Origin of the sequence: Cryobacterium sp. TMT2-4 (assembly GCF_004402575.1) — a bacterium.
Lineage (GTDB): Bacteria > Actinomycetota > Actinomycetes > Actinomycetales > Microbacteriaceae > Cryobacterium > Cryobacterium sandaracinum.
In genome coordinates, this window is sequence record NZ_SOGE01000001.1 from 89,549 (window position 1) to 106,803 (window position 17,255).

Annotated in this window: 19 protein-coding genes, 1 tRNA gene and 1 pseudogene; 10 read left to right on the forward strand and 11 right to left on the reverse strand. The window is 66.8% G+C overall.

Annotation, left to right across the window (positions count from 1 at the left end):
• Positions 1-4: 4 nt before the first annotated feature.
• From E3O54_RS00440 to E3O54_RS00455, 4 genes are all read right to left on the reverse strand, one after another.
• Positions 5-1,168 carry a globin domain-containing protein gene (locus E3O54_RS00440; RefSeq protein ID WP_104102787.1) on the reverse strand — a complete coding sequence of 388 codons (1,164 nt, stop codon included), beginning with the start codon at positions 1,166-1,168 and terminating at the stop codon, positions 5-7.
• 71 nt (positions 1,169-1,239) lie between these two features.
• Positions 1,240-1,704, reverse strand: coding sequence for an Rrf2 family transcriptional regulator (locus E3O54_RS00445; RefSeq protein ID WP_104171597.1), 465 nt, complete (start codon positions 1,702-1,704; stop codon positions 1,240-1,242).
• 22 nt (positions 1,705-1,726) lie between these two features.
• Positions 1,727-2,278: a septum formation family protein gene (locus tag E3O54_RS00450; RefSeq protein WP_104102793.1), complete on the reverse strand. Its 552-nt coding sequence runs from the start codon at positions 2,276-2,278 to the stop codon at positions 1,727-1,729.
• A gap of 3 nt (positions 2,279-2,281) precedes the next feature.
• Positions 2,282-3,136 carry an inositol monophosphatase family protein gene (locus E3O54_RS00455; protein ID WP_134400704.1) on the reverse strand — a complete coding sequence of 285 codons (855 nt, stop codon included), beginning with the start codon at positions 3,134-3,136 and terminating at the stop codon, positions 2,282-2,284.
• 123 nt (positions 3,137-3,259) lie between these two features.
• On the opposite strand from E3O54_RS00455, the gene E3O54_RS00460 reads away from it, so the two are divergent.
• The 6 genes and pseudogenes from E3O54_RS00460 (at position 3,260) to E3O54_RS00485 (ending at position 6,092) form a co-directional block, all read left to right on the forward strand.
• A tRNA-Lys gene (locus E3O54_RS00460) sits at positions 3,260-3,335 on the forward strand.
• Positions 3,336-3,794: 459 nt separating this feature from the next.
• Positions 3,795-3,944 (forward strand): annotated as a pseudogene (locus E3O54_RS17235) (DapH/DapD/GlmU-related protein); the annotation flags it as partial.
• A 128-nt stretch (positions 3,945-4,072) separates the two neighbouring features.
• The gene (locus E3O54_RS00470; RefSeq protein ID WP_134400705.1) at positions 4,073-4,420 is read left to right on the forward strand and encodes a hypothetical protein; all 348 of its coding nucleotides are present in this window, start codon (positions 4,073-4,075) and stop codon (positions 4,418-4,420) included.
• A gap of 57 nt (positions 4,421-4,477) precedes the next feature.
• On the forward strand, positions 4,478-5,017 hold the full coding sequence (locus E3O54_RS00475; protein WP_134400706.1) for a DUF222 domain-containing protein: 540 nt from the start codon (positions 4,478-4,480) through the stop codon (positions 5,015-5,017).
• Between the two features lie 6 nt (positions 5,018-5,023).
• Positions 5,024-5,443 (forward strand): hypothetical protein, encoded by a 420-nt coding sequence (locus E3O54_RS00480; protein ID WP_134400707.1) that lies wholly within the window; start codon positions 5,024-5,026, stop codon positions 5,441-5,443.
• A 136-nt stretch (positions 5,444-5,579) separates the two neighbouring features.
• Entirely contained in the window at positions 5,580-6,092 is a 513-nt protein-coding gene (locus E3O54_RS00485; RefSeq protein WP_134400708.1) for a DinB family protein, read from the forward strand.
• A 50-nt stretch (positions 6,093-6,142) separates the two neighbouring features.
• On the opposite strand, the gene E3O54_RS00490 is transcribed toward E3O54_RS00485, so the two are convergent.
• Positions 6,143-6,847: a response regulator gene (locus tag E3O54_RS00490; RefSeq protein WP_134341815.1), complete on the reverse strand. Its 705-nt coding sequence runs from the start codon at positions 6,845-6,847 to the stop codon at positions 6,143-6,145.
• Positions 6,840-8,516 carry a sensor histidine kinase gene (locus tag E3O54_RS00495; protein ID WP_134400709.1) on the reverse strand — a complete coding sequence of 559 codons (1,677 nt, stop codon included), beginning with the start codon at positions 8,514-8,516 and terminating at the stop codon, positions 6,840-6,842. Before E3O54_RS00495 ends, E3O54_RS00490 begins: the two co-directional genes overlap by 8 nt.
• A 148-nt stretch (positions 8,517-8,664) precedes the next feature.
• On the opposite strand from E3O54_RS00495, the gene E3O54_RS00500 reads away from it, so the two are divergent.
• The 4 genes from E3O54_RS00500 (at position 8,665) to E3O54_RS00515 (ending at position 13,555) form a co-directional block, all read left to right on the forward strand.
• Entirely contained in the window at positions 8,665-10,044 is a 1,380-nt protein-coding gene (locus tag E3O54_RS00500) for a cation:dicarboxylate symporter family transporter (RefSeq protein ID WP_104102820.1), read from the forward strand.
• Positions 10,045-10,409: 365 nt separating this feature from the next.
• Positions 10,410-11,696 carry a glycine betaine/L-proline ABC transporter ATP-binding protein gene (locus E3O54_RS00505; RefSeq protein ID WP_104102823.1) on the forward strand — a complete coding sequence of 429 codons (1,287 nt, stop codon included), beginning with the start codon at positions 10,410-10,412 and terminating at the stop codon, positions 11,694-11,696.
• Entirely contained in the window at positions 11,693-12,580 is an 888-nt protein-coding gene (locus E3O54_RS00510; RefSeq protein WP_104102826.1) for a proline/glycine betaine ABC transporter permease, read from the forward strand. The genes E3O54_RS00505 and E3O54_RS00510 overlap by 4 nt, the downstream gene beginning before the upstream one ends.
• 78 nt (positions 12,581-12,658) lie before the next feature.
• Positions 12,659-13,555 carry a glycine betaine ABC transporter substrate-binding protein gene (locus tag E3O54_RS00515; protein WP_104102829.1) on the forward strand — a complete coding sequence of 299 codons (897 nt, stop codon included), beginning with the start codon at positions 12,659-12,661 and terminating at the stop codon, positions 13,553-13,555.
• A gap of 275 nt (positions 13,556-13,830) precedes the next feature.
• Here E3O54_RS00515 and E3O54_RS00520 read toward each other — a convergent pair whose 3' ends face one another.
• The 5 genes from E3O54_RS00520 to E3O54_RS00540 all read right to left on the reverse strand — a co-directional run bounded on the left by E3O54_RS00520 (position 13,831) and on the right by E3O54_RS00540 (position 17,164).
• Positions 13,831-14,595, reverse strand: a complete 765-nt coding sequence (locus E3O54_RS00520; RefSeq protein ID WP_134400710.1) for an alpha/beta hydrolase — start codon at positions 14,593-14,595, stop codon at positions 13,831-13,833.
• 118 nt (positions 14,596-14,713) lie between these two features.
• Positions 14,714-15,307 (reverse strand): energy-coupling factor transporter transmembrane protein EcfT, encoded by a 594-nt coding sequence (locus tag E3O54_RS00525; RefSeq protein WP_104102832.1) that lies wholly within the window; start codon positions 15,305-15,307, stop codon positions 14,714-14,716.
• Between the two features lie 10 nt (positions 15,308-15,317).
• The gene (locus E3O54_RS00530; RefSeq protein WP_134400711.1) at positions 15,318-15,998 is read right to left on the reverse strand and encodes an energy-coupling factor ABC transporter ATP-binding protein; all 681 of its coding nucleotides are present in this window, start codon (positions 15,996-15,998) and stop codon (positions 15,318-15,320) included.
• Entirely contained in the window at positions 15,995-16,654 is a 660-nt protein-coding gene (locus tag E3O54_RS00535) for a biotin transporter BioY (RefSeq protein WP_134400712.1), read from the reverse strand. Before E3O54_RS00535 ends, E3O54_RS00530 begins: the two co-directional genes overlap by 4 nt.
• A 45-nt stretch (positions 16,655-16,699) precedes the next feature.
• Positions 16,700-17,164 carry a YdeI family protein gene (locus E3O54_RS00540; RefSeq protein ID WP_241976703.1) on the reverse strand — a complete coding sequence of 155 codons (465 nt, stop codon included), beginning with the start codon at positions 17,162-17,164 and terminating at the stop codon, positions 16,700-16,702.
• Positions 17,165-17,255 lie beyond the last annotated feature (91 nt).

Below are 17,255 nucleotides of genomic sequence, written 5' to 3' on the forward strand. Positions count from 1 at the left end.
CGGATCAGACGCCGGCAAGCCAGAGGTCAGGGCCGAAGATCTCGTAGTGGATGCGGTCGGCCGGCACACCGGACTCCAGCGCCTGTGAGCGCAGGCTGCGCATGAACGGGAGCGGACCGCACAGGTACACCGAGGCATCCGTCGGGATCGACACGTTCTCAAGGGACATGAAGCCCTCGTGGTGGCCCTCGCTCGGGATCTCCAGCCAGAGTTCGAGCTCTGCTGCTTCCAGCAGTGCGATGTCTTCGCTCATCTGGTCGCGCAGCGCCCAGCGTTCGAGGTTGCTCTCGGCATGCAGCACGAGCACCTCGCGCTTCGAGCCGGTGTCCACCAGGGAGCGCAGGATCGATGCGCTGGGCGTGCAGCCGATTCCGGCCGAGGCCAGGATCAGCGGGCCGGTGCCCTGATCTAGGGTGATGTCGCCGCACGGCACGGAGAGGATGAGCGTGTCGCCGACCTGCACATCACGGTGCAGCACGGGGGAGACCTCGCCGTCTGCGTCGAGCTTGGTGGTGAAGACGCGGGTCGTGGCCGTGCCGGCCGACAGCGAGTACTGGCGCACCTGGCGGATGCCGTCGGGCATGGTGGCCGTGACGCTGACGTACTGGCCCGGCAGGGCAGGCGTCACGGGAGTGTCGTCGGCCGGCTCCAGGGTGAATGTGACGGCGTCGGTGCCGGCCGCTTCCTTCTTCACGACGACCCAGGGGGCGAGCGGCTTGTCGCTGGCGAGACCGGCGTAAAGGCCCTTCTCCATCTTGATCAGGGCGTGGGCCATCAGCCAGTAGACCTCGGTCCAGGCGCCGGCGATCTCGGCCGTGATGACGTCGCTGAGTTCTTCGGCGATGGCCTCGAAGAGGTACTTGTAGACGATGTCGTACTGCTCGGGCGCAATGGAGAGGGAGATGTGCTTGTGGGCGATGCGGGAGAGCATGGCCTCCGGCGTGGTGTCGGGGTTCTGCACCAGGTAGGTCGCGAAGACGGCGATACTTCCGGCCAGGGCCTGCTGCTGCGAGCCGTTTTTCTGGTTGGAGCGGCTGAAGAGGCCGTCGAAGAGGTCGGGGTGAGCGGTCAGCATCCGGCCGTAAAAGTTCTTCGCGATCTCGGGCATGCGCTCGCCCACCAGGGGCAGAGTCGCTTTGATGAGGGGCAGTGACTGGGTGGATAGCATGCAAACTCCAAGCAATTGAGGGACGTACCCAAAAGTATCATTTCAAATGCTTAATATCGGGTTGTATCCCATTACCCCCGATCGGCGCGGCGCGGCGGCGGGGGTGCCAGCGTGAGGACAACGGGAGCGGGGAAGCCGATATGGGGGAGAGCCGCGATCACAAGGTCGTCGAGTTCGGCGTAGAACGCCTCCCGTGCTCGTCGGAGCCCCCCGCGGAGTCCACAGCCGCCACTGAGCGGACAGTCACCGTGGGGCGTCTCACAGTCGGCGACATCGTCGCGGGTGTCGAGTTGGCGCAGCAGCCAGCCCACGGTGGCCGTTCGCCCGACCGGGCTGATCCTCACTCCGCCGGTACGGCCGCGCAGTGACTCCACGAGTCCCAGCTCGCGGAGTCGCATGACGGCCTTGCTGACATGGCTGTACGGGGTGGCCACCGCCTCGGCGATGACCCGCGAGGTCTGAAGCTCGCCGTCGGGGAGCGTCGCCAGGAACATGAGCGCTCGCAGGGAGACATCCGAGAAGGCATTGATCCTCATGGGTCAACAGTATGGCCGCGGGTCAGCGCGATGCGCCGGCCAGGGTGCCGGTCACGGCGCCGGCCGGGTCGGTGATCAGGCACGAGACGTCGCGGCTGCCCGGGCCGTTCGGGCTGGCCAGGACGTCGGCGTCGGCCCAGCTCTGCGCCGTGGGGGTGAGGTAGGCGAAATCCAGACTCGATGCCCGGTACTCGAGCAGCACGAAGTCCTCGAACAGGGAACCGCAGCCGGTTTCCGCCACTGCGGTCACGGCGTTGTCGCCGGGGAAGGCGTCGCCCGGCACCGGGAACCGGGCGAATACCTCGAACTCGTGGCTCTCGTCGCATGAAACCCGCGGAACGATCGATGCGTTCACGTCCAGTCCCTCCGAAACCTCACGTAGGCAGTCTCCGACGAGAAGGTCGGCCACAGCGGTGACCTCTCCGAGAGCGGATGCCGGCACGGCAGCCACGTTGCGGACCGGCGTCGGCAGCATGTCGCCGATCACGCTGCAGCCGGTGAGGCTGGCGGTCAGGACGCTGGCCGCAGCGATCAGCAGGGTCAGGGTTCCGGGGTGCGTGCGCGGCGGGATCATCGGTTAGCGGGTCGGCGCGCTCGGGGACGCGGGTGCATCCGTGGTGGTGGTCGCTGAGCCGAGGGCCCGCAGAGCCGGCTCGTGCAGCAGGCTGTTGGTGGCCAGAGCGCTGCCGTGCCAGGGGCCGGGCCGGCCGTCGGCGGAGGAGAACCGGCCACCGGCCTCCTGCACGATCGGGGCCAGGGCCGCGAGATCGTAGGGCTGCAGGTCGTATTCCGCGACGATGTCGAGCAGACCCTCGGCGAGGAGCATGTACGACCACATGTCGCCGTAGGCGCGGGTGCGCCAGACCTGGCGGGACAGTGTGATCAGCTCGTCGAGGTGCCCGGTCTGGTCCCACTGCTGGATGCTGTTGTAGCTGAGCGAGGCGTCGGCGAGCTTGGCCACGCCGGACACGGCCAGGCGCACGGGGTCGGCGCCCGGCGTGCGCTCGTCGGTCATCCAGGCGCCGCCGCCGGTGCGCGCCCACCAACGCTTGCCGAGGGCTGGGGAGCTCGCCATCCCCACCACCGGATCGCCATCGACGGCGAGGGCGATCAGAGTGCCCCAGATCGGGATGCCGCGCAGGAAACCGGCTGTGCCGTCGATCGGATCGATGATCCATTGCCGCACGCTGGTGCCCTCGGTGCCGAATTCCTCACCGAGGATGCCGTCGGCCGGGCGCCGCTCGGCCAGGGCGGTCCGGATCGCGCGCTCCACGGCCTGGTCGGCATCCGTCACCGGGGTGCGGTCGGGTTTGGTCGTCACGACGAGGTCCATCGCGGTGAACCGGTCGCGCGAGATCGCGTCGGCCAGATCGGCGAGCTCGGTCGCGAGCTGGAGGTCGTCATCGAGGGAGTACTTCTGGGGCTGGGTCACAGACCAAGACTAGTAATTTTGGCGCGACTCTCCGGTTTGTACCGCGATTGGCGCCGAAGGTAATCGTGCTGTTAGTATCTAGAGTCGGTTCGGGTCACCCTGGGTCGGAGAGTAGAGAAACACGCACCTCTAGCTCAATTGGCAGAGCAACTGACTCTTAATCAGTGGGTTCCCGGTTCAAGTCCGGGGGGGTGCACCATCAGAAAAAGGCCAGGCTCGTTCCAAACGAGGCTTGGCCTTTTCTGTACCCGGTAGCCTGATATCCAGTCAACAGCACCTTCATCGTCAGGCGGAAAAAATCAGAGCTGCACGAGCCACCAAAGACAGACCCCACGCGGTGCGAATTTGGCACGACATCATCGTTAATTGGCTCCTGGCTACACCGCTGATCGTCAATGGAGCGCATCGGTCTCGGCTGCTCCACCTCGCCGGAATGAACGTCAGAAGTTCCAGAGTGCTGAAGGGGGTCACCTTTGGCTCCAGAATGGTCGTTCTAAAACCCGGCGCGTTCGTGAATGAGGGCTGCTACTTCGACGGCAATGAGCGTGTGGTCATCGGGCGCGCGGCTGTGGCCCAGGGCGTCCGCTTCGTCACAAGTACGCATGAGATCGGACCCAGCGAGTTCCGAGTCGGCCCACTGGTAACCAAGCCGATCCATGTCGGCGACGGCGCGTGGATCGGTGCTTTCGCCACAATCCTGCCCGGTGTCACGATCGGCAACGGGGCAATCGTGGCTGCCGGCAGTGTAGTGACCAAGGACGTCGAGCCCAACACCGTCCATGGTGGCGTGCCGGCTCGTCTGATCAGGTCGCTGGAGGGCTAGCCGACCGGAAGAGGGTGGAGTGGCCGCGCAGGCCTCGAACATGACTTCTAGAAACTTCCATAGATAAGTGACAGACTCTCAACTCTGTATGTCATGTTTGCTCGTTTCGAAACATGACAACCACCGCGGATGACCTCAGGCAGGCAACGGATGCCGTCGCCCTCCTCGGTTCCGTTTTCGCCGAAAATAAGGCCCTCGCCGATGCTGAGGTGCTGGCCGGTCAGAGGCCGATCGCGGCCGCTCGCCGCCTCCTCGACACCCGTTCGGCGCGGATGGCGGCGACCATCGCCCGGCGTTCGCGGCTGGAACCGGGCCACTCCGGTCTGGCCGCGCAGCAGGGGTTCCTCTCGCCTCAGGCGTTGATCCAGAAGGTGACCGGCTCGACGAAGAACGACGCGTTCAAGCTCGTCGCGGTCGGCTCGATGATGGCCGACGCCGCGGCGGCGGAAAAGCTCGTCTAAGCCGTCCTGAAGTCGCGCGATTCGGATGCCGCCGCGGTCGCGGCGTTCGTCGAGAAGGTGTCGTGGCAGGCGCCGATCGCCCGGGCAGTCACCGCGGGAATGCTCTCGGTCGATGCGGCCGAGTCGATCCGTTCCGGTCTCGGCCAGATCGACGACGCGGTCACCGCCGAGAAGCTTCGTGCGGCCCCCGATTCTCTCCTCGCCGTGGCCTCAACTCTGAACGCGGACCACGTCTTCAAACTCGCGAGACGAATGCGCGACCGCCTCGACGAAGCCGGCATTGCCGCTCGGGAGAAGCAGGCCTACGACGACCGGTTCCTGAAGGTGTACCGGCTGGGAAACGGCAAGGTGCGCCTGAATGGGCTCTTCGCTCCCGAAGACGGCGAATTCGTGCTCTCCGTCTTCGATTCGGTCACCGACCCTCGCCGCGGAGGCGTGCGTTTCGTCGACAAGGAGAAGGCGGCGTGGGCGAAACGCCTGCAGGATGACTCGCGCAGCACGGATCAGATCGCCGCGGATGCCTTCGTGCAGCTGCTGAAGATCGCCGGTGAGGCCGACCAGGGGCGGGTGTTCGGTGGCCGCCGCCCGTCGGTTTGAGTGATCGTGGCCGGAACGGCCCTCGAAACGGGTCAGGCGGGTCAGGCAGGGCAGATCGAGGGAAACCCGGTCCCGATCTCGCAGGACACCATCGACCGGCTCCTCTGCGACACCGGAACCCGCGGCATCCAGTTCAGTGAATCCGGCGACATCATCAACGTCGGCCGCGACGGCGGATGCCGCTGGGTCGACTGCGACAAATCACCAGCCTGGAGCGAGGCCCACCACATTAACGAATGGGTGAAAGACAACGGCTATACCGACCCCGCCGACGGGGTACTGCTCTGCCACCCGCACCACCTGCTGTTGCATAATCAGCACTGGAGCATCATCCGCACCGGTAACGACTACTGGCTCCGGCCGCCGGTCGGAGTCGACCCCGAACAATCCCTGATCGCACTCCCGAGCAAACAGGCGCAACCGTAATCCAGCTGCTGGGCGGTGGGCCTCGACAGGCTCGACCACCGCCAGGTAGCAAGCCGGGGCTACTCTGGCTCCGACGCGGGACACATCGGGGCCACCAACCGAGGCACTGACGAGGCACTCGGCGTAAGGAGAACCGATGCTGTCGAGCTACCTGATCGCCGAGGCCTACGCACGTGTCCGGAGCATCGTGCATGTCGTGCTCGTGGATGCCGACGAAGAGCTGCTGACCTTTCGGCCCGACCCGGAGGCGAACAGCATCGCGTGGTTGATCTGGCACCTGACCCGGGTGCAGGATGACCACCTGGCCGAGCTGATGAACGAGGACCAGCTCTGGGACAGCGCCGGCTGGGCCGACAGGTTCGCGTTTCCCTTCGCGCGGGCGGCCACCGGCTACGGCCAAACCGTCGAGGAGGTTGGGCAGGTGCGCGCCGGCGCATCCGTTCTGGCCGGCTATCTCGACGCGGTGCACGCCCGCACCATCGCCTGGCTGCCCACTCTCACCACGGCAGATTTCTCCCGGGTCGTCGACACCCGCTGGACCCCGCCGGTCACACTCGCGGTGCGCCTGGTCAGCGTGCTCTCCGACGACCTGCAGCACGCCGGCCAGGCCGCCTGCGTGCACGGCCTGGCGGAGCGCGCCGGCCGCTGAGAGAGCCACGCCAGGAGTGCTCACCGCGCGGCCGTGACTGCACGTGCGCGCTACAGCCGCTTCCAGACGTATTCGTTCTCTGGCCGCCCCGGCGTGCCGTAGCGCGGCGACCGCTCGAGTGAGCCGGTGTCGGCCAGATGCTCAAGGTAGCGCCGGGCGGTCACCCGAGAAATGCCGAGCTGCTCCATCACCTCGCTGGAGGAGACCGGAACGGTCTGCAGCTTCAGGAACTCGATCACCGCGCCCAGGGTGCCCTCGGACAGACCCTTCGGCCGCGGCAGCTCGGTGGGCGTGCGCAGGCTCGCGAACGCCAGGTCCACGTCGGTCTGGCTGGTCATCGCGGACAGGCCGCCCAGCTGAAGCCGAAAGTCCCGATACTGCACCAGCTTCTGCGCGAAGGTCGAATAGGTGAACGGCTTGATCAGGTATTGAACAATGCCGGCCGCCACGGCGCCGCGCACGATGTGCAGTTCGCGCACCGCCGTGATGGCGATGATGTCCGTGGTCAGGCCGGCCGCGCGCATCCGTCGGCTCACGTCGAGGCCGTGCAGGTCGGGCAGGGTCATATCCATCAGCACCAGATCGATGGGCTGCCCGGCGGTGACGGCCGTTGCCAGGGCGCGCAGGGCGGAATGGCCGTCGCCGACGGTGCCCGCGTGCACGAAACCGGTCAAACGCCCGAGGTAGGCGGCGTGCGCCTCGGCCGCAATGGCTTCGTCTTCGACGACGAGCACCCGGATGTCCCGGTCAGTCATGCGATCCGCCCATCGTCGCCGCGAGGTCGGGTTCGATGCCCGCAGTGGGCTCCTCCGGCTGCCGGGGGAGGGTGACCGTGAACACGGCCCCCTCGCGGCGGGTGATGCTGAGGCTGCCGCCGAGCCGGTTGACCGTCTGCCGCACCAACGCCAGTCCGAGGCCGCGGCCGAAACTGCCGGGCTCCTTGGTGCTGTAACCGCGGCGGAGGATGTCGGTCACGGCGTCCGGGTCGACGCCGGGCCCGGTGTCGGCCACCTCGATCGCCACCGACGAGGGCGTGGAGCCGACCGAGAGGTGCACCCGGCGGGGTGCCTCGCCGCCGGCGGCCGCGTCGAGTGCGTTATCGACCAGGTTGCCCACGACCGTGACCAGGTCCTGCGCCGTCAGGCCGGAATCGGCGAGGGTTCCGGCCGCCTCAACCGTGAGCAGCACGCCCAGCTCGCTGGCTTGGGCGAACTTGCCCATCAGCAGGGCGCTGAGCACCGGTTCGTCCACCGAGTCGAGCATGTCATCGGTGAGTTGCTGGCTGAGCTCCAGGTCTTTGGTGGCGAAATCGAGGGCCTCGGCGCCGCGCCCGAGTTCCATCAGGGACACGATGGTGTGAAGCCGGTTGGCGTGCTCATGGGTCTGGGCGTGCAGGGCATCCGAGAGGGTGCGCATCGACCGGAGCTCGCTGCCCATCGATTGCAGGTCGGTGTGGTCGCGGATGGTCGCAACCCAGCCCATCGGCGCGGGTTTGGTGCGGCCGCTGCCCGGTTTCAGTGCCGGCAGCTGGCTGACGACCAGCACGCGCGTGTCGGTGACGTGGATCTCGTCGGTGGCGGGGCGGCCGCTCTTCAGTAGCTCGGCGAGCGCTGGGGGAAGGTCGAGACGGTCAAGGCTCTGCGTGGCGGCGGAGGATGCTCGGCCCTCAGTCGGTGAGCGCGGCGGCAGGCCCAGCAGCCGGGCAGCCTGATCGTTGTAGAGCACGACCTCGCCCGTGAGAGTGACGAGTACGAGACCCTCCCGCACCGAATGCAGCACCGAGTCGTAGTAGACGAAGAGCTGGGCGAGTTGCTCCGGTCCCCAGCCGAGCGTGACCCGGCTTAGATAGCGACCGAGCAGCCAGGCGGCGAGGGTGCCCGTGGCTAGCAGCATCAGGGCCACCCCCAGCACGGCCGGCAGCCGCGCGCTCAGCGCGATGGAGAGGTTGCTCGTCTTCACCCCCGCAGCCACCAGGCCCTGAACGGCTCCCTGCTCGTCGGTGATCGGAACGACGGCCCGCACCGAGGGTCCGAGCGTGCCCGTGGTCACCTCGGTGAACGGTTCCCCGGCCAGGGCGGGCGTGACGGTACCGATGTAGGGGCGGCCGATCTCCAACTCGGTCGGGTGGGTCCAGCGGGTGCGGTCGGGCGCCATGATCGTGATGAAGTCGAGGGTGGCGTCGGCGGTGACCCGCTCGGCGTACGGCTGGAGCACCGCGCTGGGATCGGCTGAGCGGCTGGCCTCCAGTACGAGCGGGTTGTCGGCGATGGCGCTGGCGACGGACAGCATCCGTTCCTCGGCGGCGACGAAACCACGGTCGCGGGCGTCCACGAAGGCCGCGGTGCCCGCGAACACGGTTATCGCCATGATGACCAGGGCGTTCGCCAGGAACAGGCGGCGCGCAATGCTCCAGCCTTGCCCCATCGCATCCTTCTTCCATTTGCGCGACCGTGACCAATATGACCGCAACAGTGACGCGGGCGCCTCGGTCGTCCAGTCTGAAACACACCACGGATGGTCCGGGCGCACCAGCGCTTCACCCCAGCCTAGTTACTAGACAAAGGAGTCTTTTATGGCATCACTGCCTCGCGCTCGCGCTGCACAGCCCGCGAAGAAGTTTGACAAGTCCCACTACCTGTACATGGCGGTCATCGTCGCGGTGATCCTCGGCGTCATCGTCGGCCTGCTCTTCGGCGGCACAGGCGGATTCGCCGTCTCGCTCAAACCGCTCGGGGACATCTTCATCGCCCTGATCAAGATGATGATCTCGCCGATCATCTTCTGCACGATCATCCTCGGCATCGGTTCCATCGCGAAGGCCGCCACGGTCGGCAAGATCGGCGGACTGGCCCTCGGCTACTTCCTGACCATGTCCACCTTCGCCCTGGCGATCGGCCTCGTCGTGGGCAACGTGATCAAGCCCGGCTCAGGGCTCGATCTCACCGCGACCACCTTCGTGCCGCCGGAAGCCGCCGAATCGGACTTCTTCCTCGGCATCATCCCGACCACACTGTTCTCCGCACTGACCGCCGGCAACATCCTGCAGACCCTGCTGGTGGCCCTCATCGCCGGCTTCGCGCTGCAGAAGATGGGAGCCGCCGGCAAGCCGATCCTCGAGGGCATCGCGCACGTGCAGGCCCTGGTCTTTCGCATCCTGATCATGGTCATGTGGCTCGCGCCGATCGGCGCCTTCGGTGCGATCGCCGCCGTCGTCGGTGCCACCGGCTTCCAGGCCGTTATCAGCCTCTTCACCCTGATGGGCGCCTTCTACCTGACCTGTGTGCTCTTCATCGTCGTCATCCTCGGCGGGTTGCTCAAGATCGTCACCGGCATCAGCATCTTCAAGCTGATGCGTTATCTCGGCCGAGAGTACCTGCTGATCTTCTCGACTTCCTCTTCCGAGGCGGCGCTGCCGCGCCTGATCGCCAAGATGGAGCACCTCGGCGTCTCCAAGCCGGTCGTGGGCGTCACGGTTCCCACCGGATACTCCTTCAACCTCGACGGCACTGCGATCTACCTGACCATGGCGTCGCTCTTCATCGCCACGGCCATGGGTCAGCCGCTCGCCCTGGGCGAGCAGATCGGGCTCCTCGCCTTCATGATCATCGCCTCCAAGGGTGCCGCCGGAGTGTCCGGTGCCGGGATCGCGACCCTGGCCGCCGGCTTGCAGGCCCACGCCCCGCAGCTGCTTGAAGGAGTCGGCTTCATCGTGGGCATCGACCGCTTCATGTCCGAGGCCCGCGCGCTCACGAACTTTACCGGCAACGCCGTCGCCACCGTGCTGATCGGATCCTGGACCAAGGAGATCGATCGTGCCCAGGTCGACCGGGTGCTCGACCGTCACGAGCCGTTCGACGAGACCACGATGATCGCCCACCACGGTGCGCCCAGCGCCGCCGAAACGGCCGCCGCGACCGAGAAGTCCGCGCAGATCGCGGCGCTCAAGGCCTGAGTCCGTTCCGGGTCGTCGAACGCGACCCGGCACGGATGCTCCGCGGCGGCTGTCTCGCGGCCTGCGGTAGGGCCGGTTCTCCCCGCTACCCGAAACCGTCGAAATCGCTGCTTCTGCGACGCAAATACCCCCGTGTTAGGCTTACTGCTGGTCTTACGACCCTTCACCAGGACGCGAATGTACAGCCACGGCCCCATCGGTACGGCGCTTCGTATGGTGAGGCCATGACGGATGCGATCCCCATGATCGCCCCAGCCCACGCTTTCCATCGCGTCGAGGCCGGTCACGGCCTACCCGTCCGACACAGCGTGCATCCGTTCCGTCGGCCGTGATTCGGCCCCGCCCGGCGTGCACCGGGAGAATCCGTGACCGAAACTATTGCCGTGAAGGCAGATCGACTGTACAAAGCGTTCGGGCGTCGTCCGCACGAGCTCGTCAAGAAGCTAACCGCGGGAGCCAGCCGCGATGAGGTGTCCTCGCTGGGCACCGCCGCCGTTATCGACGCCTCATTCGAGGTTCACCGCGGCGAAATCTTCGTGGTGATGGGGTTGTCCGGTTCGGGCAAATCCACCCTGATCCGCATGCTCAACGGGCTACTGGACGCCACCTCTGGCAGCGTGACGGTGGCCGGCCAGGCCATCACCGGCATCTCCGCCGCCGCGCTGCGCGAGGTGCGCCGCACCAATATTTCCATGGTGTTCCAGCACTTTGCCCTGCTACCGCATCGCACCGTGATCGACAACGTCGCCTACGGACTCGAGGTGCAGGGCATGGGCCGCGAGGAGCGGCTCGCCAAGGCGCGCACCATCATCCGCCTCGTCGGGCTCGACGGCTGGGCCGACAGCCTGCCGTCCGAGCTTTCCGGCGGAATGCAGCAGCGAGTCGGCCTCGGCCGGGCTCTCGCCGCCGACACCGACGTCCTCCTGATGGATGAGGCGTTCTCGGCCCTTGACCCGCTGATCCGCCGCGAAATGCAGGAGCAGTTGATCGAGCTGCAGGCCGAGCTCGGCAAAACCATCATCTTCATCACCCACGATCTCAACGAGGCCATGTTCCTCGGCGACCGCATCGCGGTCATGCGCGATGGTCGCATCGTTCAGATCGGCACCCCCGAGGAGATCCTGACCGACCCGGCGAACGACTACGTCGCTCAGTTCGTGCAGGATGTCGACCGCGCCCGGGTGCTGACCGCGGCCAGCGTGATGGAGCCCGTGCGCTCCGTGGTCACGATCACCGGCGGTCCCCGAGCTGCGCTCCGCACCATGCGCGACCTGCAGACCTCCGCCACCTTCGTGCTCAACCGCGACCGCACCTTCGCCGGTGTGGTGCGCGATCGCGACGTGCTGGGGCAGGTCAAGGCCGGCGAGACCGATCTGCGCGCGATAGTGCGCACGGATGCGATCTCCGTCAACCCGGACACCCCGCTGGTCGACCTGGTCGAACCCTCGGTCGGCAGTGATCTGGCCATCGCCGTGGTCGATGAGAAGAACCGTCTGCTCGGCGTCATCCCGCGGGTGACCCTGCTGGCCGCGCTCGGCAACGTGAGCACGAATACGGGGGACGTGCCCGTGATCGAGCCCGCAGCCACGATTTCCATCAGCGTGATCACCGAAACCCTCCGCGACACCGCTCTGGAAGGAGCCGACCTGTGAACGACTTCCGACTTCCTCTGGGTACTCTCGTGGAGGGGTTCATCGACTGGATCACCGACACGTTCGGGTTCTTATTCGACTTCATCCGGGCCGTCTTCGACGGTGCCTACGAACTGGTCGACTTCCTCCTGGTGGCGCCGCCCTTCTGGGTGATCATCGTGCTCTCGGCGGGGCTGGCCCTGGCCACCCGCGGTTGGAAATTCATGGTCGGTACCGTCCTCGGTCTGATCGTCGTCGTCGGCGTCGACCAGTGGGAGAACGCCATGGACACCCTCGCACTGGTGCTGGTCGCCAGTGTGCTCGCGATCGCCCTCAGCCTGCCGCTCGGCATCCTGGCGGCGAAGTCCGCGGTGGCGTCCAACATCATCCGGCCGATTCTCGACTTCATGCAAACCATGCCGGCCTTCGTGTACCTGATTCCCGCGCTGATTCTGTTCCGCGTGGGCGTCGTGCCCGGAATCGTGGCCACCATCATCTTCGCGATGGCCCCGGGAGTCCGCCTCACCGAGCTGGGCATCCGCGGAGTCGACCGAGAAGTGGTTGAGGCCGGGCAGGCCTTCGGCGCCTCGCCCTGGCGCATCCTCCGGCAGATCCAGCTTCCGCTGGCGATGCCGACGATCATGGCGGGTATCAACCAGGTCATCATGCTCTCCCTGTCGATGGTCGTCATCGCCGGTATGGTCGGTGCCGGGGGGCTGGGAGCGGATGTCGTCGCCAGCCTGAACCGCATCGACGTCGCACTCGGTTTCGAAGCCGGCCTCGCCGTGGTGATCCTCGCCATCTTCCTTGACCGCCTGACCGCCGCACTCGGCACCGGCGACACCCCGCTCGGTCGAATCATGTCGGCCCGCAAGCGCCGCGCCCAGCAAGCCCTGGCCGCCTGAGCCAGTGCGCCGCGCACCCGACCTCCTGATTTCTGATTCTGCCCCGGTCGCCCACCAGGCGACACGAAAGGAAACAATATGAAAAACCGATCACTGTCCCTCATCGCCCTCGGAGCCGTTGGGCTCCTCGCACTCAGCGGCTGCGCCTCGGCCGAGGCCGCCGTCGTCGGCGACGGGAACAAGGACCAGAAAGACATCACCATCGCCGTGTTCAACGGCTGGGATGAAGGCGTCGCGGTCTCCGAACTGTGGAAGGCCATCCTCGACGAGAAGGGCTACAACGCGGAGTTGGAATACGCCGACGTTGCCCCCGTCTACTCGGGTCTCTCCACCGGAGACTATGACATCAACATGGATGTCTGGATGCCGGAGACCCACGCGTCCTACGTGAAGGAGTACGGCGATGACATCGTCGACCTCGGCGCATGGAACGAGGAATCCCGCCTGACCATCGCCGTCAACAAGGATGCCCCCATCGATTCCCTCGACGAGCTGGCCAGGAACGCCGACAAGTTCGGCAACCGCATCGTCGGAATCGAACCTGGAGCCGGCCTGACCAAGGCCACCACTGAGAAGGTCATCCCGGCCTACGGCCTCGACGACATGGAATACCTGACCTCATCGACCGCAGCCATGCTCACCGAGCTGACCGCGGCCACCAAGGCCGGCGAGAACATCGTCGTCACCCTGTGGGAGCCGCACTGGGCCTACGGTTCACTGCCGATCAAGACCCTCGAGGACCCCAAGGGAACCCTGAAGAACACCGAGTCGCTCCACAGCTACGCCAAGTCCGACTTCGCCGAGGACTTTCCGCAGGCCACCGAGTGGATCAAGGGCTTCGACATGGACCTCGACAAGCTGTACTCGCTTGAGAAGGCCATGTTCGTCGACTACGACGGCAAGGACTACGAGCCGATCGTGGCGAAGTGGATCTCCGAGAACCAGGAGTACGTGGACTCTCTGACCACCACGTAACACAGAACACAACACGAGAGCGGCAGGAGAGGCCCCGGTCAAGGAGACCCGGGCCTTTCTTGCACCTCAGCGGGGTAGCACGGATGTGCGCCCCCGGGTGTCGCAGGCGGCCGACCGCGCCCCGCAGGGTTCCGGGGCGACGCTGGCAGTGGTTGCCCTGGTTTTGGAGGTCGAATCGAAGATGACCAGGTGCTCACGCCGTGCTCCAACGATCGGGTTCGTCAGGTGCCGGCCGCTTCAGTGCACCGCAACCGCGGACCGGGGAAGGTTTCCGACTACGGGGTTGTCTGTGTCAGGAACTCAGTGAGCTCGCGGGTGATTTCGGCGGCAACGGCATCCGTTGACATGGTGGCAACACCGTCGCCGTTCTCGACGCCGTAGTCGCCGAACCGCGCATGGTTGGCTCCTTCGATTTCGACGAAACGAGTGTCGGGCACAAGTAGATCTGCGCTGTCGGCGATCTTCTCCGGGGTGCTGAGGCCGTCGGCGCTCCCGCTGAGGCTGAGGGCCCGCAGATCGGTGCGCTCCGGCGCGGCCGCGCAGTAGCTGCCGAACAGCACCAGCCCGGCCACCGCGGGATCGTCCGCCAGCATGCAGGCTCGCACGCCGCCGATCGAGTGGCCGCCCACGAACCAGGTGGAGACGTCGGGGACGGCGTCGGTGAAGGTGGACAACGTCCGGCGGTCGAAGATGGCGAGGTTGAGCACCGGCTTGGTGATCACAACGGTCACCCCGGTGTCTTCGACCGTGCCCGCCAGCTTGTAGAGGTAGGCATAGGGGTCAACCCGGGCACCGGGAACGAAGACCAGGCCGATGTCGCCGGCGTCGTCGGCGGGCGCGAGGACGACCGACGTGGGGGTGTCGGTGACGGTCACGTTCGGGTTGGCGAAGACCTCGTCCGCCGCGGCCCGATCGGCCACGCGCACAGTGTTCACCCAGGCAAGGAACACGATCACGACGAGTACGAACGCGGTCAGGGTCCACCAGCTGCCGGCCCGGATGCCGCGCCGCAGCCGTCCTCGTCGACGTGCCTCGGTCATGCAGCCGGGCTGGATCATCGCGCTCCGCTCCTCGCCTGTCCGGTCGGGGTGAGACCGGAAACCGCTGGTGGTCTCAACCTAGCCGCAACCGACCTGCCGGGGCCGAACCGCTCCGGCCTCAGTCGTCGAGACCGCGGGCGGCCAGAGCCTCACCGATCGCATCCGCGGCATAGAGCGAGCGCACGACCACCGGCACGGCCAGGGCGAGCAGCGAACCCTGGGTGCCGCGCGCCCGACGGGCCTCGATCACCTCGGACACGATCTCGGTGACGAGCGGGATGCACCGCAGGGTGAGGGCGAGGAGGAGGCCGACCCGGTCGGCGTCGACCCAGCGACGGAACGGTCGCAGAAGCTTCTGAAAGCCCTCAAGCACGGCCGTGACCGTGGTCGTCACGGTGAACAGCGCCGCCAGCGCCACGGCGATCAGTAGCCGCCCGGCCATCAGGCCGGCCGTGGTCCAGCCGGCGAACAGCGCCTGGACTGGAACGGCGATCACCAAAATCCACAGGATCGGGCCGATCTGCTGCCACGCCGCGCCCAGCGGCACCCGCGCCACCAGGAACAGTGCGGCGACCCCGAGAAGGCAGGCGCCCAGCTGCCAGAGCTCGCCGAGCGAGCCGACGAGCAGCACGGCGAGCGAGAGAAGCACGAGCTTGAGCAGCATCGGCGCGCGGTGGATCAGCGAGTGGCCGGGGTGATAGAGCCCGATCATGCCGGCCCGATCATGCCAGCAGCTCCCGGTACGCGCCGAGCGCGGCATCCGGTGCACCGTCGGCGACCACCCGGCCGTCCTCGATCACAATCACGCGGTCGAAGGCGGCGAGCAGGTCCAGCTGGTGGGTAACCACGATGACCTGCTGGCTCAGGCCGAGCAGAAGTTCGGTGATGCGCCGGGCATTGCGTGCGTCGAGCAGCGTGGTCGGCTCGTCGGCGACCACGATCTCAGGCTCCGCCACGAGCACGGCCGCCAGCGCGAGCAACTGCTTTTGGCCGCCGGACAGCCGGTGCGCCGGATGGTCGGCGTGCTGGTCGAGCCCGAAGCGCTCGAGCGCCGCCCGCGTGCGGGTCGAGATCTCGAGCGGGGTCAGCCCGCGGCGGCGCAGGGTGAAGGCGACGTCTTCGGCCACGGTGGGCATCACGATCTGATTGTCCGGGTTGGTGAAGATGAAGCCGACCTGCCGGCGCACCGCCTTGGCGTTCCGGGCCACGTCGAGGCCGCTGACGCTCACGATTCCGGTGTCGGGCTTGATCAATCCGTTGATCAGGCGCACGAGGGTGGACTTTCCCGACCCGTTCGCACCGACGATGCCGATGCGCTGTTCGGTGAGGGTCAGACGGATGTCCCGCAGCACCATCCGTTCACCGAACGCATGCGAGACGCTGTCGAAGTCGATCCTGCTCATGATGCGGGCGTGACTGCTCCGGCGGTGACGTCGGCGGCCTCGGGCGCGGGAGCGGCGCTGCGGCGCGGCGGGATCAGACCCGGGTAGGCCCTGTGAACCTGGCGGGCCACCAGTACGGTCACGACCACCTTGATCAGGTCGCCGGGCAGAAACTTCGCGGCGTCGACAAGAGCAACCCAGAGCGGCAGGCCCAGGTTGATCGCGGTGACGGGCACGCCGATCAGGTAGACCACGACGATACCGCCGAGAGTGGTGGCGCCGAACGCCGCCCAGAGCCGGTAGCGGGGGAGGAGCAGGCCGGTCAAGTAGCCGATGACCAGGGCGCCGAGCAGCCAGCCGTAGAGGTAGCCGGCGGAGGGTGAGGTGGTGAACCAGACGATGCCACCGCGCCCGCCAGACAGCAGCGGGAGGCCGGCTGCGGCGAGGGCGAGCAGGAGGAGCACGGCGAAGAAGCCCTTGCGCGCCCCGAGGATCGCCCCGGCCAGCATCACCCCGAGGGTCTGGAAGGTGATCGGCACGGCCACCGCCCCAATACTCAGGGCGCCGGGCAGTCCGAGTGCGGCGATCAGGGCGGCGAAGATGGCGATCTGCGACAGGTCGCGCACGCTCATGATGCGGGGTGTCGGGGTGCGGGCGATGAGGGGGCTGGAAGTCATGATCTTCAATCTAGAATTCCGCGGCAGCGCGAGTCTGAAGAAGACCTACAAAGAATGCGGCGGAACTCTATACGGGCGCGTCCGGCAAGCTCCCGACGCAGGGGTGTCTCGGGGTTTCTGCCGGTAGAGCGTTTCCCCGCATTCGAGCATGCCGATGTAGGTCGCAATCTTCGCGGCGCGAGCCTCGGGCTGCTTCGTACCGTCGAGGCGGAACAGGATCGCGAAACGGTTCTGGGACGTGAGCGCCGGGAAGAACCCGGCGGGACGCATCCACCCCTCCGCGATGAGGGTGAGGGCTGAGTCCCGGTTGAGCTGTGACCACACGCTGCGGGCTCGGCGGGGAGTGAAGGCCTGCGACAAGTAACCGTCGAGAGAGTTCACTTGCCCGTCGATCCAGCCGCAGCACAACGCGATCTCGAGCGCCTGGGATGGGTGGTCTCCGGTGCCGCGGGGCGTTTCTTCCGCAGCTGCAAACGGATGCGCTCGTCCGACGGAGTACTGCTGTGCCATGCTCACCCTTTGCTCCTGCACAACAAGCACTGGACGATCATCCGCACCGGAACTCAGTGCCGACTGCGGTCACCGATGCAGGTTGACCCGG